Consider the following 18292-nt stretch of genomic DNA (forward strand, 5'->3'; position numbering starts at 1 on the left):
CGTTGAGGGAGGCCGCGATGAAGTCCGTCACCAACCCGTATCGAGGCGAAGGCAAACTGTTTTCACAGGCCCCCTTCCCTTCAACCAATTCCAGCCGGTTGGCGCAGCTTTTGTCGCTGTGCCCTGCCTCCGGCGTGACACCACTGGCCGAAGCGCAGGGTTTGGCGCCCGTTTCCCGCCTTTGGATCAAAGATGAACGGACGCGGATGAATCTCGGGTCGTTCAAGGCATTGGGCGCGGCCTATGTCATCGCCTACCAAGCGAGCGAAGCCACCGAGACACCCGACAACACATCCCTTGCTGGCCGTACTTATGTAACGGCCAGCGCCGGGAACCACGGCCTAAGCATGGCTGCGGGTGCGCGCGTTTTTGGTGCGAATGCCGTAGTGTTCATTTCTGAAACCGTGCCCGAGAGCTTTGCTCAGCGCCTTTCGGCGCAAGGTGCGCGAGTGGTGCGCGAAGGCGTCGATTACGCCGCAAGCATGAGCGCCGCAAGCCGCGCGGCGAACGACAACGACTGGACGCTTCTGTCAGACAGCTCTTGGGAAGGGTATTATGACCTGCCCCATCTCTTGATGGAGGGGTACGTTCAAATGGCTGTCGAGGCGGTTGATCAGTGTCCCGAACCTCCGACATTGATCCTGCTGCAGGCCGGAGTGGGAGGCATGGCGGGCGCCGTTGCCGCATGTTTCCGAAAGGCTTGGGGAGACGACCCCAAGATCATCGTGGTCGAACCGGCCGCAGCCCCGGCGCTGATGGCCAGCATCCAAGCCGGCGCGCCGGTTTTTGCAGACGGTCCGGACAGCATCATGGGACGGCTGGATTGCAAGGAGCCATCGCTGATTGCACTGAATGGACTGGCGCGGGATGCCGATCAGTTTCTGACGCTGGAGGATGACACCGTGGCCGCTCAGCTTCCGGTCATGGCAGAGGCCGGGTTCGAAACGACTGCGTCAGGCGGGGCCGGACTGGCTGCCGTTCTGGATACCGATAGCCGCAACTTGCTCAATATCGGACCACAGGACCGCGTTTTGTGCATCGTGACCGAGCAAGCCTCGTGAGAGGGTTCGAACAAACCGAGTTCGCGGACAGAACTGCGCGTGCACAGGATCTCATGCAAGAGCATGGCCTGGACGCCCTGCTGCTGACGACCGAGCCCGACGTCCGGTATTTCAGCGGCTTTCTGACCCGGTTCTGGGAAAGCCCGACGCGCCCCTGGTTCCTTGTCGTTCCCGCGACCGGCGAACCTGTCGCGGTGATCCCGTCGATTGGCGCGGCCTTGATGGCGCAGACCTGGATCGAAGACATCCGCACCTGGTCCGCCCCGGATCTGGCAGACGACGGAGTATCGTTGCTGGCCGAAACCCTGCGCGAACTTGTTCCGGACGGCGGCTTGATCGGATGTCCCGATGGGCATGAAACGCACCTGCGGATGCCGCTTGCGGATTTCGGGCGTCTGAAATCCGAAATCGACCGCCGCAGGATCACCGGCGACCTTGGCATTCTGCGCGACCTGCGCATGGTCAAATCTCAAGCCGAAATCAAAAAGATCGAAACCGCCTGCCTGATCGCGGGACAGGCATTTGAGCGGGTTCCTGAGATTGCATCGGCCGGTGTTCCTCTGGATCAGGTCTTTCGACGGTTCCAGATGTTGTGTCTCGACGCAGGCGCCGATTGGGTGCCTTATCTTGCCGGCGCGGCCGACCAAGGCGGATATGGCGACGTGATCTCACCGGCAACCCAACGACCGTTGAAGCCGGGCGACGTGCTTATGTTGGATACCGGGCTGGTCTGGGATGGGTATTTTTGCGATTTCGACCGCAACTGGTCCGTCGGCCCGGCCAGTCCCGCCGTGCGCGCGGCGCACTACGCGCTGATCGATGCGACCGAGGCGGCGTTCGAGCAGGCCAGACCGGGCGCGACGGCCTCGGACCTGTATCACACAATGAACTCGGTCCTGTCCCGTGGCGGCGGCGGGACCGAAGCCGGGCGCCTGGGCCACGGATTGGGCATGTCATTGACCGAGTGGCCTTCGCTCATCCCAACGGATCACACGGTTCTGAAACCCGGAATGGTGTTGACGCTGGAGCCAGGTATTGAGGTCGGTGGCAAAATACTTGTCCACGAGGAAAATGTGCTGGTCACCGAAAGCGCACCGCGGTTCCTGAGCCCCAAGGCACGACGGGAGATTCCCGAGCTATGACAACACTGCCATTTTCTCTGGACACGGATGACCCGGGTATATCTCCGCGTGGCCTGATCGTTCTGCAGACAGACGAGACGATCGAAGGCGATTTCCGCAGGCTTTTTGCCGGCGACCCTTCACCCATTTATGTCTCGCGCATAACCAGCGACCCGCAGGTCACGACCAAGACGTTGACCCGCATGAAGCATGCGCTTCCAGCGGCGGCAGATTTACTGCCCAAGGCGCGCCCCTTCCGGGCTGTGGGTTACGCCTGCACCTCGGCAAGCTCGGTCATCGGATCGGAAAAGGTCGAAGAACTGGTAAAGCAGACTTGTGACGTGCAAACGGTGACCAACCCTCTGCGCGCCGCGGTTGCTCAGGCGCGCGAATTGGGTGTGTCACGCTTTGCACTGCTGTCCCCTTATGAGGAGCAGGTCAACACGGCGCTTCGCGCGGCCTTCGCCGATCAAGGGATCCTCATGGATGTGTTCGGCACCTTTGGGATTTCCGAAGAAGCAAAGGTCGTCCGGATATCAACGCAATCCATCGTTGACGCCGCGGTAAGGCTGGGTTCGGACAGAGCGGTCGAAGCTGTTTTTCTCAGCTGCACCAACCTTCGCACGTTGGACGCCATCCCGCGGATCCATGAACAGATTGCCAAACCGGTCTTGTCCAGCAATCAGACCCTTGCGTGGCACATGCGGCGCCTCAACACTGCGCAAAATCCTTGAATCCCACCCAATGAGGATTGGTTTTTGTCATTGAGTCTTGCCAGCCGGACATTGCTGCGTCTTTAATGTGCTCAGGGATCAATGAAATCCGGACCAACCGGATCAAGAATTGACGCAACAGGGGGTCTTGTGACCGGCACTTCTAGCGACGCCGCGTTTGTCGAATTTCAACGCGTTCAAAAATCGTATGACGGCGAAAATCTTGTCGTCAAAGACCTTAACCTCGCGATGCCAAAGGGCGAGTTTCTGACAATGTTGGGCCCATCGGGATCTGGCAAGACCACTTGCCTGATGATGCTGGCCGGGTTCGAAACTGCGACGCATGGCGAAATTCTGTTGGATGGGCGACCGATCAACAACATTCCGCCGCACAAGCGTGGCATCGGGATGGTGTTTCAGAACTATGCCCTGTTCCCGCACATGACTGTGGCCGAGAACCTCGCCTTTCCGCTGGAAGTCCGAAAAATCGGCAAGTCCGAGCGCGAAGAAAAAGTCCAGCGCGCCCTCGACATGGTGCAGATGGGTGCCTTCGGTAGCCGCCGACCCGCTCAGCTGTCAGGCGGACAACAACAGCGTATCGCCTTGGCCCGCGCGCTGGTCTTCGAACCCGAATTGGTTCTGATGGACGAACCGCTGGGCGCATTGGACAAACAGCTGCGCGAGCACATGCAGTTTGAAATCACGCGTCTGGCCCATGAATTGGGGATCACGACCGTCTATGTGACCCACGACCAGACAGAAGCGCTGACCATGTCGGATCGCGTAGCGGTCTTTGACGATGGCCGGATCCAGCAGCTTGCACCACCGGACCAGCTTTATGAGGAACCGGAGAACAGTTTCGTTGCGCAGTTCATCGGTGAGAACAACACGCTGGAAGGCGTTCTTAAATCCGTAGATGGCGGGAAATGCGTCGTCACGCTGGACGATGGCTCCGAGATCGACGCGGTTCCGATCAACGTGAGCCAACCGGGGGAACGGACCAAGGTCTCGATCCGACCCGAGCGCGTGGAATTCAACAAGGATCGCCTCAGCCCCGAAGCGCATACGCTCAAGGCTGTGGTCAAGGAATTCATCTACATGGGCGATGTATTCAGGTTCCGCATGTCGGTGGCCGGCAATGATGAATTCATCGTCAAGACCCGGAATGCCCCTGACGCCGTCAGGCTGACACCGGGTCAGGAGATCGAGATCGGATGGCTGGCGCAGGATTGCCGCGCTCTGGACGCCTAGGCGCGCCCGGCTTCGCAATCCGCCCCCAAGCCGAAAGAACCGACCGACGAAAACCCGTGCGTTGGTCGACCAAGCATAAAACGGGAAAAACTGGGAGCTACATATGAAACGTACCACCACAATGCTGACAGCTGTTGCTCTGGCAACTGCAGCAGGCGGAGTTTCCGCCGAAGAAATGACGATCGTGTCCTGGGGCGGCGCCTATTCCAAGTCGCAGCTCAAGGCCTATCACGAGCCCTATTCGGAAAAGACCGGCGTCACCATCCTGAACGATGACAGCTCGGCCGAGGCCGTGGCCAAACTGCGCGCCATGAACGAGGCGGGCAACATCACATGGGATGTGGTCGACGTGGTTGCCGCGGACGCGATCCGTCTGTGTGACGAAGGTCTGGCGATGGAAATCGACCCGGATACCCAGCTGGCGCCTGCGCCGGACGGAACTCCGGCTTCGGAAGACTTCGGCGATCTGCTGGTCAGCGAATGCTTCATCCCTCAGATCGTGTATTCGACCACCTTTGGGTATCGGACCGACATGGTCGGAGACAACCCGCCGACCGATATCTGCGCGGTCTTCGACCTGGAGACCTATCCCGGCAAGCGGTCGCTGGAAAAGCGTCCGATCAACAACATGGAGTGGGCCCTGCTGTGCGACGGCGTCCCGAAGGACGAAGTGTATGACGTTCTGGCAACCGACGAAGGCCAGGACCGTGCTCTGAAGAAGCTGGACACCATCAAGGACAGCGTCGTCTGGTGGTCCGCCGGCGCCGATACGCCCCAGCTGCTGGCTGACGGCGAAGTCGTCATGGGCTCGACCTACAATGGCCGCCTGTTCAGCGTCATTGAAGAGCAGAAACAGCCCGTCGCCATGCTGTGGGACGCGCAGGTCTTCGATCTGGACGGCTGGATCATTCCCGCCGGTCTGAGCGAAGAGCGCAAGCAGCGCGCGCTGGACTACATCATGTTCGCGACCGACACCCAGCGCCTGGCGGATCAGGCCAAGTACATCTCGTACGGCCCGGCTCGCGCTTCGTCGGCTCCGCTGGTCGGCAAACATGCCGAACTGGGAATCGACATGGCTCCGCACATGCCGACCGATCCGGAAAACGCCAAGAACACGTTCCTCTACAACTACGAGTTCTGGGCTGACTACCGCGATGACATCGACGCCAAATTCCAGGCGTGGTTGGCGCAATAAGCGCTTGAATCTCTGAAGAAACGTCAGGTGGCGGTGCGCCGCCATCTGACCCGGGCACAACCAAGAGGCACTGATGACTGACGCAAGCCAAACAGCAGGACCCATGCTGGCAGCGGACGGAACGCCGCTCAAGCAATCGCTGGCGCGTTCATTGCGACGTCAGAAACTGCGCGCGCTTATGCTGATCGCGCCTTTGCTTCTGTTCGTGCTGTTTTCCTTCCTGGTACCGATCGCATCGATGCTGTTTCGGTCAGTCGAAAACGGGATTGTCTCGGAAACCCTGCCCCTGACGGTCGAAGCGCTGGACAACTGGGATGAAACCAGCGGCGAATTGCCGGGCGAGGACGTCTATGATGCCTTCGTTCGTGACATGGTGGTCGCGATCGAAAACAAGGAACACACCCGGCTTGGCACGCGTCTGAACTACGAAGAAACCGGCATGTCTTCGCTGTTCCGCCAGTCAGGCCGCAAGATCAAACGGTTGGATCCTGAAGCCGACGGTCCGTTCAAGGAAAAGCTGATCGAGATCCACGACGGCTGGGGGGACCCGCAGACGTGGCGCGTGATCAAAACCCATGCGGTTCCGATCACCAACGGTTACTTCCTGAACGCAATCGACATGCGGCGCACCCCGGAAGGTGCTCAGGCTCAGCCGGAAGACAAGCAGATTCTCATCAAGCTGTTCGGGCGTACGTTGTTCATGTCGCTGGTAATCACCGGGGCCTGCATCCTGCTGGCCTATCCGGTCAGCTACCTGCTGGCGACCCTGCCAATGCGCGTGTCGAACCTGCTGATGATTCTGGTTCTGCTGCCCTTCTGGACGTCGCTTCTGGTGCGGACATCCGCATGGAAGGTCATGCTGCAGCAGCAGGGCGTTATAAACGACACCCTCGTCTGGCTCGGGCTGGTCGCAGATGACGCCCGGCTGATCATCATCAACAACCAGATCGGCACGATCATTGCCATGACGCATATCCTGCTGCCGTTCATGATCCTGCCGATGTATTCGGTGATGCAGACGATTCCGCCATCCTACACCCGCGCGGCCAAATCCATGGGCGCGACGAACTGGACTACGTTCTGGCGGATCTACTTCCCGCAATCCATCCCGGGCATCGGAGCGGGATCGATCCTCGTGTTCATTCTGGCAATCGGCTACTACATCACGCCCGAAATCGTGGGCGGCACCAAGGGTGTCTTCATCTCGAACCGGATTGCCTATCACATATCGTCGTCGTTGAACTGGGGCCTGGCTGCAGCATTGGGGACGATCCTGCTGGCAGTGGTTCTGATCCTCTACTGGGTCTACGACAAGATCGTGGGCATCGATAACGTGAAGCTGGGGTAACCGACATGGCCGCACTGACACCAATTTCGCGCAAGCCCCTATCCATGGTCCTTCCCAGCGTCGCACTGGCCGGCGCGTTTGCCGGCATGTTTGTCGGCGCCGGAAACGGCTCGGTCCCCCTGGGAATGATCGGCGGCGCAGCGCTGACGGCCCTTTTGGCCTGGATCTACATCTCGGTCCTCAAGAACGAGAGGCTTGCCTACTGGATCAACATCATCGGCTTCGCGGCCGTCGGCTTCGCGGTTTCCGGGCCGATGGGCGGTGTGCTCGGCTTTTTGGGCGGCTGGTTTTTTGCATGGTTCACATTCTGGCTGTACGAGGGCCGATACCGCCGCAAGCTGCTGCCTTATCTGACGGCGCAGCAGGTGTTCTATCACTACCTGTTCCGGGTGATCTGCGGCGCAATCTTCGTCTTCTTGATCACGCCGATTCTGGTGGTTCTTCCGCTGTCGTTCAACGCGCAGGACTTCTTTACTTTTACGCCCGAGATGCTGCGGCTGGACCCCGAAGGGTATTCGCTGAAGCATTACCAGGATTTCTTCACCAACAACGAATGGCAGCGCAGCTTCAAGAACTCGCTGATCATCGCGCCCATCGCCACGATCATATCGGTAACGCTGGGAACGCTGGCGGCCATCGGTCTCAGCCAATCGCATGTGCCGGGGCGGCGCGCCATCATGGGGATCCTGATTTCTCCGATGATCGTGCCGCTGATCATCTCGGCGACGGGCATGTTCTTCTTCTACAGCGACATCGGCCGCTTCCTTGAAGGCACTTTGGGCATGAACAAGACCTTTGTGGGCTACCTTAAGGTGATCCTGGCCCACGCCGTTCTGGGCATTCCCTTCGTCATCATCACCGTGACCGCCACGCTGGTCGGGTTTGACCGTTCGCTGACGCGGGCTGCTGCGAATATGGGTGCGGGTCCGGTGCGGACCTTCTTCAAGATTCAGATGCCCCTGATCCTGCCGGGCGTGATCTCGGGCGGGCTGTTCGCCTTCATCACCTCGTTCGACGAGGTGGTCGTGGTGCTGTTCGTCGGATCGGCCAGCCAAAAGACGCTGCCGTGGCAGATGTTCACCGGCCTGCGCGAGCAGATCAGCCCGACCATCCTGGCCGTGGCCACGATTCTCGTCGTCATCTCGATCGCCCTGCTGACCACGGTCGAGCTGCTGCGGCGACGGTCGGAACGTCTGCGCGGGCTGACACCGGCTTGACCCACAGCGTGGCCTGATCTAACGATTTCCCTGTTCGCCCCCTGCTGCGATGGCGTCGCAGCGCCCAAGGGGGTGATCGGCTCTCGGACCCCGAGACCGCCTGTCCTGTACGCCGGGACATGTGGCCGGGCTTTGCACGTCCGGCAAAGAAACGAGAGAGCACATGACAGACCTTTCAAATCGCCCCGAATTCTTCACCTGCCACAACGGTGACAAGGCGCCCCTGCCCTTCAGCCGGGCCGAGTACGACCGCCGGCTGGCCAAGCTGCGCGCCATCATGGCGCAGCGGGACATCCCGGTCGTTCTGCTGACCTCGATGCAGAACATCGCTTACTACTCGGGCTTTCTGTACTGCGCCTTCGGCCGGCCCTATGGCTGCGTGGTGACGCAGGACAGCTGCACCACCGTGTCAGCGAATATCGACGCGGGCCAGCCCTGGCGTCGGTCGGTCGAAGACAACGTAATCTACACCGACTGGAAGCGCGACAACTACTGGCGCGCCGTAGCCAGCCTGCTCGGGACTGCCCGCCGGATCGGCATCGAAAGCGACCACATGACGCTGGCCGCGCGCGACACGGCCCTGTCCATGCTGAACCAGCCCGAGCTTGTGGACATCGCCCCCGACACGATGGCCGCGCGGATGGTGAAATCGGCCGAAGAGATCGAGTTGATCAAAGGCGGCGCACGTACGGCGGACGTGGGCGGCGCGGCCATCCATGCCGCGATTCGTGAAGGCGCCACCGAGATCGAGATCGCCATGGCCGGCCGCGATGCGATGGAGATCGAGATCGCCCGCGCCTATCCCGACGCCGAGTACCGCGACACCTGGGTCTGGTTCCAGTCGGGCCTGAACACCGACGGCGCACACAACCCGGTCACCAAGCGGGCCTTGCAGAATGGCGATATCCTGTCACTCAACACATTCCCGATGATCTCGGGCTATTACACCGCGCTGGAACGCACCCTGTTCTTGGGCGAGCCCGACGCCGACGGCCTGCGCCTGTGGCAGGCCAATGTAGCCGCGCACGAGCTGGGGTTGAGCCTGATCAAACCCGGCGCGACCTGTTCCGGCATCACAGCCGAGATCAACCGGTTCTTCGCCGATCAGGGCCTGCTGCAATACCGCTCGTTCGGATATGGGCACTCCTTCGGCATCCTCAGCCACTACTACGGTCGTGAAGCGGGCCTGGAACTGCGCGAAGACATCGACACGGTGCTCGAACCGGGCATGGTCGTGTCCATCGAGCCGATGCTGTGGATACCCGAAGGTCAACCCGGCGCGGGCGGCTATCGCGAGCACGACATTCTGGTCGTAGGCGAGGATGGGGCCGAGAATATCACCGGCTTTCCGTACGGACCGGAACACAACATCATCAAGGCGTGATGCAGAGGGGGCGAGGCATCGGCCTTGCCCCTGTTTCCGCCTGAAACGGGTGTCAGGCCAGGATGGCGTGGATTTTGTCCAGCGTCGCGACGCTGACACCAACCCCGTCCTGGCTGGCCTGCAGGCGCTTGGCGCGCCGACCATCGCCGGGCAGACGCGCTCCTTCCTGATACCGGATCGCCTCGGCCAGTTCCGCGATATTGGCAGCAAACTCCGACCCGGCCGTAGCGCCGGGGTCGATGGCAATGAAGAACTGGCCTGTTTTTGGCGGGCCGCCCACAGTTCCGGAAAAGGGTGAAGCATGGATACCCAAGGTGGCCCCGGTCAATGCGGCGGCCATTACCTCGGTCAGAAGTGCGACGCCCACGCCCTTGTAGCCGCCCGAAGGCGCCATCGAGCCCTTGAGGCCCACGGCGGGGTCAGTTGTCGGGTTGCCATCAGGGTCCAGCGCCCAACCGACCGGAATCGGCTTTCCCTCGCGGGCGTGCTTCATGACCTCGCTTTTTGCGATCGTGCTGGCGCTTTGGTCGATCAAGACGGCAGGCTGCCCATCAGCACCCGGAACGGCCAGCGAAAAAGGGTTTGTGCCTACGACGGGCCGCGAACCGCCCGACGGCGCAATGGATGCAGGTGCATTGGTGAACCCCAGACCAACAAGGCCCGCCTGAGCCAAGCGATAGGTGTGATATCCCAGCACACCACAATTGTAACTGTTGCGGATGGCCAGCGCAGCTATTCCCTGCTCGCGTGCGGCCGGGATCAACGCATCGAACCCCAAGTCGATCGCCGGGTGAGCGAAACCGGTGGCCGCATCAACCACCACCACGCCCGGTTTTGGGGCGGACATTACCGGCTGTGCTCGCCCGTCTACCTTGCCACACTGTACGTGCTCGCAATAGATCGGGATGTAGGCCAACCCGTGACTGGCCACCCCATCCGCCTCGGTCGCGGCGGTGGCAACCGCCAATGGCCGGGCATTGTCCTCGGACGTGCCGGCCGCCATCAGAGCGCGCAGCGACAGATCCTCGATTTCGGCAAGGGACAGCGTTCGGGTTTCTGGCATCTCGGCCTCCTCAGTCATTATCGGACAAACCAGCACCGGCACCCAAACGGCGAGACTCCTCGGTTGCGGGGGCATAGGTGCGTTGAGCCAGAGTGTTCAAAAAAGCCAGAGCCGCAGGCGCCGGCAGGGCGCGCGTCTGGTTGGCGCGCAGTTTTTCAGGTGTACCGCCGATCCTTACGATGACCTTTGTGGCGCTTTCCGGCCAAAGATCCGGAGCGTCCACGACCTCCCCATCCGTCGTGGCGCTGAGTTCATCGCAGACGACGGCCACATTGGTCTGCAATCGGCGTGCAGCGTTGCCAGCGAACGGCACGAGAAACAGCGGAACCGCCACGTCATGCAGAACGATCGGCCCGCAGCCCAAATGTTCCGAACAATCTGACAGCAGCATCCCCGCCCCCAACGGGCACATCTGCCCATGCGCCCGCCAATTCGCCCCGAGGGCCCGTGGCGTGTGCGCATCAAACCGATGCGCAAAGTCCTGGCGCAGGACCGCTGACAAGGCGGCTGCACCGTCAAAACCATGACGACACAGCCAGCGGGTCGCCTTGGCGGCGTCCTCGGCCGGCCCCCAGTGATGACCCGCCCCACGTGCCGCGCGTTTTGCCAGTCCTTCGACCTCGTTCAGCGACAGGTTCATTCCGGCACCTCCGGATAAACCCAGAAATCGGCATTTTCGGGCGAAAGATCCTCGGGGTACGGCGCGCCTGAATACATGCAGATACGGACCCAACGGTCCGAGCGGGGATCGAAATGCGTCGCGCCGAAAAAGGACAGTTTGGCGCGGAGCATATCGGTCGGCAGAACTGATGCACCAATCGTGTTGTCACGGATCTCGCTGTAGGGAGCCTTGCGGCTGATCTGCGCCCGGCGGATCGTGTGGCGATGTTCAGGATGGCGCAGAAGAAATTCCGCTGTGGTCGCGGCTGTGTCCCAATCGGCCATTGCCGAATATGCCGCTGCCGCATCCCGTGCCGGGGCAAGCGGTTGTTCGTACTCGGCTACCGGCTCGTCAAACCGCTCACCCAGCCTGGGTTCCAGCTTTTCTTCCGACACATACCAGACCCTTGCGCAGGCTTCCCGGGCGCCCCAGTCCAGATCCAGGGCCCAACCGAAACCGTCGCGGATCGCCTGCTGGACATCGGCCAGCGGCATGGCGCCGTCAATCTCGTACAGATGCGGGCTTGAATCCGCCATGCATCCTGACAAACCGTCCACCAAGTCTGAATAGGGTTCGAGGATCAGAGAAAGAAGCAACTCCTGCCCCTCCTCGCTCAGCACAGTCTCCGACCACTCCACCAGACGGTTCCAAGGTCTTCGGCCCGTAAGATCGTCATGGCGGAGAAAGTCCGCGATCACCCCTAGGTCTGATTTCAGAGCAGACAGTTTCCGATCTTGTATCGGATGTTCCGAATGCCATTGGCCAATCGACACCAGGCAGCGATCAAACACCGACCGGAACACACTGATTTCTTCTTGGGTCGCGGTTTCCACGGCTCGAACCCGGGCGATTGCCTCCTCGCGCGCCATGATCCAGTTGTTCAGCAGGACCGGATGATTGATCAGGAACGGCGCCATGCCCAGTCCCGTGGAATTCCCGATGCCCAAGCGGCGCGCGATATCAGGGGCCATCCTGACGGCCTTGCTGCCCCCTTTGGCGCGCGCCATGTGTTCAACCAGGTCCCGCACGAAGGCGCGGGTGAGGAAGACCGAAAGCATCTCGGCCTGAAACGGCCCCTCGGTTTCCGGACGGTTTGCAATGTTTTCCCGGTCCGCGGCCCCAAATTTTCCCGATCCGTACACGGCCGTGGTTCGCATCAGGTAGCCAACCTTTTGGATCTGCTCCAGATCCGGCTGTCGACCGTCAGCCAGGGCTTCGACGACATGCGTCCACAATCGGACCGAGCGATTGGCCCGGGATAGCGACAGTTCGGTTTCGCTGATCCGGCCGGCCTCCTGCAGCGGAACATTGCGGGAAAGCCGGTCAAGGTCGGCTTCGGAAGGGATTCCGTCAAATAGGGTGAAGGTCGCGTCCCAAGCATCCGCGATCACCCGGTCCGACCGTTTTTCTGGTGGAAGATCATGGGCGAAGGCCACCAGAGAATACGCCCGCTCGGGTCCCTGTGCGACATAGACGGCCCGTCCGACACCTGCCTCGTCAATCTCGAACACCGGCGTGGAAAACCGCCAGTTGTCGCGTGCCAGGCGGCGGGTCAGAACGCGCATGAAGCTGAGCCTGCACTGGTGCAAGGACCCGAGCCGGCTGAGCCGCATAACGGTTGCCGGATCCCGGCGCGCGATATGCGGCCCCGGTCCGGTCAATTCTGGACCGGTCCGAAGTTGTCCGCAAAGAAGCGGTACCAGTTCTGCCCCATGATCCCGGCGACTTCGGTCGAGGTCATCCCTACCGCGAAAAGGCCGGCCTCGATCTTGTCAAAGTCACGATTGTCCCGGAACCATTTTGGCATCGGCGGAAAACCCGGGTTCGCAGACGATCCTTCGCCGTAATCGATTTCCTTGGTCCAGCGACCCACACGCATCCACTCGACAACGCTGTCGGGTTGGTCCTGGCACAGGTCGGTTCCGATCCCGAGATGTTGTGTTCCGTATTTTTCGGCCGTTCGGGCAATCATGGTGCAAAAGCTTTCCAGCGTACAGTCGGACTTGTCCTTCAGGTGATGAGGGTAGACCGAAAACCCGAGCATCCCACCTCTTTCCGTCACGGCGCGGATGACGGGGTCACGCTTGTTGCGCAGGGCGGGCGCCCAGTCATGCGGATTGGCGTGGGTGATGGCGATCGGATGCGCGGAAAGGTCGGCCGCCTCGATCGTCGAGCGGTCGGCCGAATGGCTCATGTCGATGACCAATCCCACGCGGTTCATCTCCTTGATCACCTGCCGCCCCATCCGGGTGATACCGGTGTCTTCAGCCTCGTAGCAGCCGGTCGCTAGCAGGGATTGGTTGTTGTAGGTCAACTGCATGAACCGGGCACCGAGATCGTACAGAATTTCAATCAGCCCAATGTCGTCTTCCATGGGTGATGGGTTCTGGAAACCAAAGAAAACGGCCGTACGCCTGGTGTCACGCGCGGTGTCGATGTCGCTGGCCGATCGTCCCTTCATGATCAGGTCCGGGAACAACTCGAACCATCGGTTCCATTTCTCGAGGTTCTGAACCGTTTCACGAAAATTCTCGTGGTAGGCGACGGTGACGTGGATGGCATCCACGCCCCCTTCCCGCAATTGCCGGAAGATCTTTTCCGACCAGTTGGCGTATTGCAGGCCGTCAATCCGCATCAGATCGGGGTCCCGGCGCTGATATAGGCGGTTTTGACAGTGGTGTAGAACTCGGCGGCCGCTTTGCCTTGTTCGCGCGGTCCATACGAACTGTCGCCCCGGCCACCGAAAGGAACGTGATAATCAGTGCCTGCGGTGGGCAGGTTGACGGTCACGACACCGGTTCTTGCATGACGCCGGAAATGCGTCGCGCGCGCAAGATTCTGGGTCACGATGCCCGATGTCAGACCGAAATTCGTGTCATTCACGATCGCCAAAGCCTCATCATAGCTGTCGACCTTGAGCACGCTGGTCAGCGGGGCAAACATCTCTTCCCTATTGATCCGCATGGTGTTGTTCGTGTGCAAGAACACGCCGGGCGACATGTAATACCCGTCATGCTGCAGCTCCAGCCGTTGCCCGCCGCACGCCAGCTCGGCGCCTTCGGATTGGCCAAGTTCGACATAGGCCAGGTTCTCTTGCAGTTGCTGCTCGCTGACGACTGGCCCCATCTGCGTGCCTTCCTCCAAGGCATGCCCAACCTTCAGTGCCTTGGCGCCGGCGACAAGCTTCTCGACAAAGGCGTGGTGGATCGCAGCATGGACCACCAACCGCGAAGAGGCGGTGCATTTCTGCCCGGTGCCGCCAAAAGCTCCGCCCAGCGCAAGTGACACCGCCAGATCCAGATCCGCGTCATCCATCACGGCCAACGCGTTTTTGGAGCCCATCTCCATCTGCACCTTGGTCAGGTTCTGGATGGCTGCTGCGGCAATGCCCTTGCCGACGGGCACCGATCCGGTGAACGAAATCGCATCTACCTGAGGGCTCTCAACCAGTCTTTGTCCGATTGCGCCGCCTGATCCCATGACCAAACTGAAAAGACCCTTGGGAATGTCCTGACGCTCAATGATCTCAGTCAACGCCACGGCTGAGGCCGGGGTCAGGTTGGCCGGCTTCCACACTACGGCGTTCCCATAACACAAGGCCGGTGCGATCTTCCATGCGGCCGTAGCTGTCGGGAAATTCCAAGGAGAGATTACCGCGACAACCCCGACCGGTTCGCGGCGCACGTCGATTTCGACGCCCTCACGTACGCTGTCCGCGTTTTCACCGATCTGGCGCAGGCATTCCGCCGCATAATACGTAAAGAACTGCCCCGCGCGGTAAACCTCGCCCTTGCCCTCGGCAAACGGCTTCCCCTCTTCTCGCGACAACAACCGCCCCAACTCTTCGGCGCGGGACATCAACTCGGTCCCGATACTCATCAGAACCGCCTGCTTGCGTTCCAACCCATAGGCCGCCCATTCCAACTGCGCGATACGTGCCCGATCGAGGGTCGCGGACAGCTGATCAGCGCTTGCCTGGGCGAACAGGCCAATCACATCCGTCAGATCAGAGGGGTTGCGGTTCTCGATCGCGGTGTCGCCGGCCATCCATTCGCCGGCAATCAGGTTCAATTTTGTCACAGGGTGCCTCGGCTCTGGTACGTTTCACGAACAGAATAGACCTCTGCCCGGACATCAGGCAAACTCAAACAAATTTAATGGACTTCAGGAAATCTGAAATTTGTCGCTGAAACTGGAAATGCTCCGCTGCTTTTGCACCGTCGCCCAGTCCGGAAATCTTGCCGAAGCCGCAAGCCGTCTGGGTCGCACTCAGTCTGCGGTCTCGATGACCCTGAAACAGTTTGAAGAACATCTCGGCAAACGCTTGTTTCTGGGTGAGCGAAAGAACCAGCTGTCACCTCTGGGGGCGGAAGTCTTTGCCCTCGCCCAAAATCAGGTGCGCCAATTTGACGACACGGTCCAAAGCATCGAAGCCCTGGCCAAGGCGTCCCAAGGGCTGATCCGGATCGTGTCCGTCCCGTCGGTGGCAGCACTGCTGTTTCCATCGCTGCTTGACCACCTGTCCAGCACATTTTCCGGCCTGAAGATCGAGCTGAGGGACACCGACACCCGACAGGTTTTGGACAGCCTCGCCGAAGGGCGGGCGGATGTGGGGATTGCCTCGGGCCATCACCCGTTGAACGGAATACGGGCCGAGCCGCTGTTTCAAGACAGGTTTGGGCTTGTGGCCGCCGCTGATCACGCCCTGATCACTGCGCACGAGCCACCAACGCTGAACCAAGTCGCGGCGAAGGGATTCGTGCACAACTCGCTGTGCCAACTCATTGAAAATCCGGGTTTCGAAGACGTAATCGCAGGGTCCGCGATCACGGTGCACAACACTCACTCGTTGATCGCCATGGTCGCGACCGGGCGGTGGGTGACCATACTGCCTGAAACGGTCGCACGGTTTTTGCCGGAAAACACTGCCTTCCGTCCGATCGAGGATTTGTCGGACGTTCGTGATGTTTATCTGTACACCCGCGAGCGAACACAGTTCCCAGAAGTGGCAGAAGAATGTCGCAGCCATATCCTGAATTGGCCTCGCGATTGAGACCCCAGAGAACAACCCTGCCAAGCGCATCCAAGCGAGCGCGATGGAGCAAGTTTAAGAAAGGCGTTTCCTGAAATAGATGGAAAAAAACGTGCTGCACCGGCGGAAAACCGTTCAGCTTTCAGATCACGACCAACCTTTTGGCGTATTCGGAGAAGATGGTGCCCCCACACGGACTCGAACCGCGGACCTACTGATTACAAATCAGTTGCTCTACCAGCTGAGCTATAGGGGCAAGCATTACGCTTTCAGATACCTTTGCAGGCAAAGGCAAGAACGGGCAACCACTCCTACCTTTTCAACCCACTGTGATTACATGGCTAACGAAAGACAAGTAATCCCATAGAGCCGATGGCGCTGTGATTAGGTGAAAGCCTCAATAAAGGCAAGCGGGTTTGCGACGGAATTGTGCAACAACATGCGGAAAATCGGCGCCACATCAAATCGCCTCGATCATCTGCAACACAGACGCCGCAGATGGTTAAGCGGCAACGACGGTTGCGAAGCAATTCGACCCAGTTGTTTCTGGCGCTGTCCTGTTGACAACAATCAAGTTTCGACGTTCTCAGGCAATCTTTACCATTGCGAAAGAATGGCAGGTTTGACTGTCTATCGTTCAACCTGTAACCCCGAAACGTATTCAATCGAAGGGCAAGGACAGCGGTCGGCATGCATGTGGCCATTCACTTCGGTGTGGTTTTTTCAGATGGGGGGCTCCTGCTCAAATCGCTTCAGGCGAATGCCAGTGTATTGCAGGAAAACGGCATTGTGCTGTTTGGTCCGCGCCGGTTCCGGAAGGCATTCAAGACGCCGCTGAATGCGCTGGACGAAGGCAAGCTGACCCCAGATGCCTTCGAGCGTTTGAGAGCCCAAATTCCTGATGATCCGGAAACCGGCCGAGTGGTCATGAGCACTGCGGACTTCATCGGCGAACTGAACAGCGCCATAAAGGACGGCCAATTCTATCCCCATGCAGGTCGTCGGCTGGCCTTGCTGGATCAGGCTTTCGAAGGACACGAGGTCGAATTGTTTATCGGGCTGCAAAATCCGGGCAGCTTCATACCCAAGGTATTGATGGCATTGCCGGACGAAACCCGCGAGAGCATTCTGGCGTCAACTGACCTGAGTTGCCTGAGTTGGCTGACCCTTATCGAGGATATTCACGATCTTGCCCCCGCCGTTTCCATTACGGTCTGGGCCAATGAGGAGTGCCCACTGATCTGGGGAGACATCATCCGCAGCCTGTGCGGTCTGAGCGCCGACATACCGCTGACCGAGGAGTTTTCGCTGCTATCCTCGCTGGTTGACGCAGACGGCAAGCGGGAGATTGAAGAGATCCAACAGCAAGTCGGGCACACGGACCCGGCCCTCCTGCAAGACCGCCTCGCCGCCGTCTTTTCGCAGCACGCCTTGCCGGACAGAATCGAGGAGGAACTGGACTTCCCCGGGTGGAGCGCCGAAATCCACGAGGCGTTTTCCGAGCTTTACACACAGGATCTGGAACGGCTCAAGAAAATGCCGGGCGTGCGGTTTCTGGGTCGCTGACCGAAGCCTCAGAAGGCCCGAGGCTTACATGCCCAGGGCTTCCTTGTACATTTCCAACACCGCTTCTTCTTCGGCGATATCGTCTTTGTCACGCTTGCGCAGCGAGATAACCTTGCGCATCACCTTGGTGTCGTAGCCACGTGCCTTGGCCTCAGCCATCACTTCCTTCTGCTGGTCAGCGATGTCTTTCTTTTCGGCCTCCAGACGTTCGAACCGTTCGATGAACTGGCGCAGCTCGCCTGCGGTCACGCGGTAGTTCGCAGCGGCCTGGTCTTCGGTCATGTCTTCCATATGCGTCTCTCCCAAGTGGAAATTTCTTTAGCCGGGGTCACGGGCAACATGTCGGATACCGTGCCGGCGGGTCAGCCGCAAGCGAACAATGGGGCTGCTTGCCTTGTGCCGCCGGCAACGATCCGCTAAGCGCATCGGCAGCGAAACAGAACGATGCGGGGCGCAATGTTCGACGTGTTCATCTGGGGAGGCGCCAGCCTGTCATTGGCCGGGCTGGCAGGATTGGTCTGGTGCATTCTGCGCGTGATGAAGGCTCGTCGGTCAGGCTTGACTGACGACGAATTGCGGGCTGCCGTTCAGCGGGTGCTGCCTTGGAACATGGGCGCGCTGTTTTTGTCCGTCATAGGACTGATGCTGGTTATCCTTGGCATATCGTTCGGCTGACCGCC

Annotated in this window: 17 protein-coding genes and 1 tRNA gene; 11 read left to right on the forward strand and 7 right to left on the reverse strand. The window is 60.1% G+C overall.

Translation table 11 applies throughout. The annotated features are described in order from the left end of the window. The first annotated feature begins 17 nt into the window (after positions 1 to 17). The 8 genes from ACR3EK_RS11000 to ACR3EK_RS11035 all read left to right on the forward strand — a co-directional run bounded on the left by ACR3EK_RS11000 (position 18) and on the right by ACR3EK_RS11035 (position 9290). The gene (locus tag ACR3EK_RS11000) at positions 18 to 1061 is read left to right on the forward strand and encodes a pyridoxal-phosphate dependent enzyme (protein WP_480633389.1); all 1044 of its coding nucleotides are present in this window, start codon (positions 18 to 20) and stop codon (positions 1059 to 1061) included. Next, positions 1058 to 2203, forward strand: coding sequence for a M24 family metallopeptidase (locus tag ACR3EK_RS11005; RefSeq protein ID WP_480633390.1), 1146 nt, complete (start codon positions 1058 to 1060; stop codon positions 2201 to 2203). Before ACR3EK_RS11000 ends, ACR3EK_RS11005 begins: the two co-directional genes overlap by 4 nt. Then, complete coding sequence (locus tag ACR3EK_RS11010; protein WP_480633391.1) at positions 2200 to 2916, forward strand: maleate cis-trans isomerase family protein; 717 nt, start codon at positions 2200 to 2202, stop codon at positions 2914 to 2916. The genes ACR3EK_RS11005 and ACR3EK_RS11010 overlap by 4 nt, the downstream gene beginning before the upstream one ends. 81 nt (positions 2917 to 2997) lie before the next feature. After that, positions 2998 to 4146, forward strand: coding sequence for an ABC transporter ATP-binding protein (locus tag ACR3EK_RS11015; protein WP_174819681.1), 1149 nt, complete (start codon positions 2998 to 3000; stop codon positions 4144 to 4146). A 103-nt stretch (positions 4147 to 4249) separates the two neighbouring features. Continuing rightward, complete coding sequence (locus ACR3EK_RS11020; protein WP_093962659.1) at positions 4250 to 5341, forward strand: extracellular solute-binding protein; 1092 nt, start codon at positions 4250 to 4252, stop codon at positions 5339 to 5341. A 73-nt stretch (positions 5342 to 5414) separates the two neighbouring features. Next, complete coding sequence (locus ACR3EK_RS11025; protein ID WP_170358337.1) at positions 5415 to 6689, forward strand: ABC transporter permease; 1275 nt, start codon at positions 5415 to 5417, stop codon at positions 6687 to 6689. 5 nt (positions 6690 to 6694) lie between these two features. Continuing rightward, positions 6695 to 7906, forward strand: a complete 1212-nt coding sequence (locus ACR3EK_RS11030) for an ABC transporter permease (RefSeq protein ID WP_093962661.1) — start codon at positions 6695 to 6697, stop codon at positions 7904 to 7906. Positions 7907 to 8069: 163 nt separating this feature from the next. Further along, positions 8070 to 9290: an aminopeptidase P family protein gene (locus ACR3EK_RS11035; RefSeq protein ID WP_480633392.1), complete on the forward strand. Its 1221-nt coding sequence runs from the start codon at positions 8070 to 8072 to the stop codon at positions 9288 to 9290. A 52-nt stretch (positions 9291 to 9342) separates the two neighbouring features. Here ACR3EK_RS11035 and ACR3EK_RS11040 read toward each other — a convergent pair whose 3' ends face one another. Genes ACR3EK_RS11040 through ACR3EK_RS11060 form a run of 5 tightly spaced genes read right to left on the reverse strand, consistent with a single transcriptional unit; the run spans position 9343 to position 15061 of the window. Further along, a complete protein-coding gene (locus ACR3EK_RS11040) occupies positions 9343 to 10353 on the reverse strand; it encodes an Ldh family oxidoreductase (protein WP_170449270.1) in 1011 nt (336 codons plus the stop codon). A gap of 10 nt (positions 10354 to 10363) precedes the next feature. Next, positions 10364 to 10993 (reverse strand): DUF3726 domain-containing protein, encoded by a 630-nt coding sequence (locus tag ACR3EK_RS11045; protein WP_480633393.1) that lies wholly within the window; start codon positions 10991 to 10993, stop codon positions 10364 to 10366. Beyond that, the gene (locus ACR3EK_RS11050) at positions 10990 to 12627 is read right to left on the reverse strand and encodes a hypothetical protein (protein ID WP_480634022.1); all 1638 of its coding nucleotides are present in this window, start codon (positions 12625 to 12627) and stop codon (positions 10990 to 10992) included. Before ACR3EK_RS11050 ends, ACR3EK_RS11045 begins: the two co-directional genes overlap by 4 nt. A gap of 44 nt (positions 12628 to 12671) precedes the next feature. Continuing rightward, positions 12672 to 13649 carry a membrane dipeptidase gene (locus ACR3EK_RS11055; RefSeq protein WP_480633394.1) on the reverse strand — a complete coding sequence of 326 codons (978 nt, stop codon included), beginning with the start codon at positions 13647 to 13649 and terminating at the stop codon, positions 12672 to 12674. Then, positions 13649 to 15061 (reverse strand): aldehyde dehydrogenase family protein, encoded by a 1413-nt coding sequence (locus ACR3EK_RS11060; protein WP_480634023.1) that lies wholly within the window; start codon positions 15059 to 15061, stop codon positions 13649 to 13651. Before ACR3EK_RS11060 ends, ACR3EK_RS11055 begins: the two co-directional genes overlap by 1 nt. Before the next feature lie 151 nt (positions 15062 to 15212). Between ACR3EK_RS11060 and ACR3EK_RS11065 the strand changes: the two genes are divergently transcribed. Beyond that, positions 15213 to 16067 (forward strand): LysR family transcriptional regulator, encoded by an 855-nt coding sequence (locus tag ACR3EK_RS11065; protein ID WP_480633395.1) that lies wholly within the window; start codon positions 15213 to 15215, stop codon positions 16065 to 16067. Between the two features lie 159 nt (positions 16068 to 16226). Here ACR3EK_RS11065 and ACR3EK_RS11070 read toward each other — a convergent pair. Continuing rightward, positions 16227 to 16302 (reverse strand) — tRNA-Thr (locus ACR3EK_RS11070). A 434-nt stretch (positions 16303 to 16736) separates the two neighbouring features. Here ACR3EK_RS11070 and ACR3EK_RS11075 point away from each other — a divergent pair. Further along, positions 16737 to 17612 (forward strand): hypothetical protein, encoded by an 876-nt coding sequence (locus tag ACR3EK_RS11075; RefSeq protein ID WP_480633396.1) that lies wholly within the window; start codon positions 16737 to 16739, stop codon positions 17610 to 17612. A gap of 24 nt (positions 17613 to 17636) precedes the next feature. On the opposite strand, the gene ACR3EK_RS11080 is transcribed toward ACR3EK_RS11075, so the two are convergent. Continuing rightward, on the reverse strand, positions 17637 to 17903 hold the full coding sequence (locus ACR3EK_RS11080; RefSeq protein WP_480633397.1) for a DUF2312 domain-containing protein: 267 nt from the start codon (positions 17901 to 17903) through the stop codon (positions 17637 to 17639). A gap of 165 nt (positions 17904 to 18068) precedes the next feature. Between ACR3EK_RS11080 and ACR3EK_RS11085 the strand changes: the two genes are divergently transcribed. Continuing rightward, positions 18069 to 18287, forward strand: a complete 219-nt coding sequence (locus ACR3EK_RS11085) for a hypothetical protein (RefSeq protein WP_170339991.1) — start codon at positions 18069 to 18071, stop codon at positions 18285 to 18287. Positions 18288 to 18292: the final 5 nt, after the last annotated feature.

This window comes from Ruegeria sp. BC8 (genome assembly GCF_056535705.1).

Coding starts and splice junctions, on each gene's coding strand:
- ACR3EK_RS11080 (WP_480633397.1), bottom strand. CDS start 17,903: ATGGAAGACATGACCGAAGACCAGGCCGCTGCGAACTACCGCGTGACC.
- ACR3EK_RS11030 (WP_093962661.1), top strand. CDS start 6,695: ATGGCCGCACTGACACCAATTTCGCGCAAGCCCCTATCCATGGTCCTT.
- ACR3EK_RS11020 (WP_093962659.1), top strand. CDS start 4,250: ATGAAACGTACCACCACAATGCTGACAGCTGTTGCTCTGGCAACTGCA.
- ACR3EK_RS11065 (WP_480633395.1), top strand. CDS start 15,213: ATGCTCCGCTGCTTTTGCACCGTCGCCCAGTCCGGAAATCTTGCCGAA.
- ACR3EK_RS11010 (WP_480633391.1), top strand. CDS start 2,200: ATGACAACACTGCCATTTTCTCTGGACACGGATGACCCGGGTATATCT.
- ACR3EK_RS11085 (WP_170339991.1), top strand. CDS start 18,069: ATGTTCGACGTGTTCATCTGGGGAGGCGCCAGCCTGTCATTGGCCGGG.
- ACR3EK_RS11060 (WP_480634023.1), bottom strand. CDS start 15,061: ATGGCCGGCGACACCGCGATCGAGAACCGCAACCCCTCTGATCTGACG.
- ACR3EK_RS11075 (WP_480633396.1), top strand. CDS start 16,737: ATGCATGTGGCCATTCACTTCGGTGTGGTTTTTTCAGATGGGGGGCTC.
- ACR3EK_RS11050 (WP_480634022.1), bottom strand. CDS start 12,627: ATGCGGCTCAGCCGGCTCGGGTCCTTGCACCAGTGCAGGCTCAGCTTC.
- ACR3EK_RS11025 (WP_170358337.1), top strand. CDS start 5,415: ATGACTGACGCAAGCCAAACAGCAGGACCCATGCTGGCAGCGGACGGA.
- ACR3EK_RS11045 (WP_480633393.1), bottom strand. CDS start 10,993: ATGAACCTGTCGCTGAACGAGGTCGAAGGACTGGCAAAACGCGCGGCA.
- ACR3EK_RS11015 (WP_174819681.1), top strand. CDS start 2,998: ATGAAATCCGGACCAACCGGATCAAGAATTGACGCAACAGGGGGTCTT.
- ACR3EK_RS11055 (WP_480633394.1), bottom strand. CDS start 13,649: ATGCGGATTGACGGCCTGCAATACGCCAACTGGTCGGAAAAGATCTTC.
- ACR3EK_RS11000 (WP_480633389.1), top strand. CDS start 18: ATGAAGTCCGTCACCAACCCGTATCGAGGCGAAGGCAAACTGTTTTCA.
- ACR3EK_RS11035 (WP_480633392.1), top strand. CDS start 8,070: ATGACAGACCTTTCAAATCGCCCCGAATTCTTCACCTGCCACAACGGT.
- ACR3EK_RS11040 (WP_170449270.1), bottom strand. CDS start 10,353: ATGCCAGAAACCCGAACGCTGTCCCTTGCCGAAATCGAGGATCTGTCG.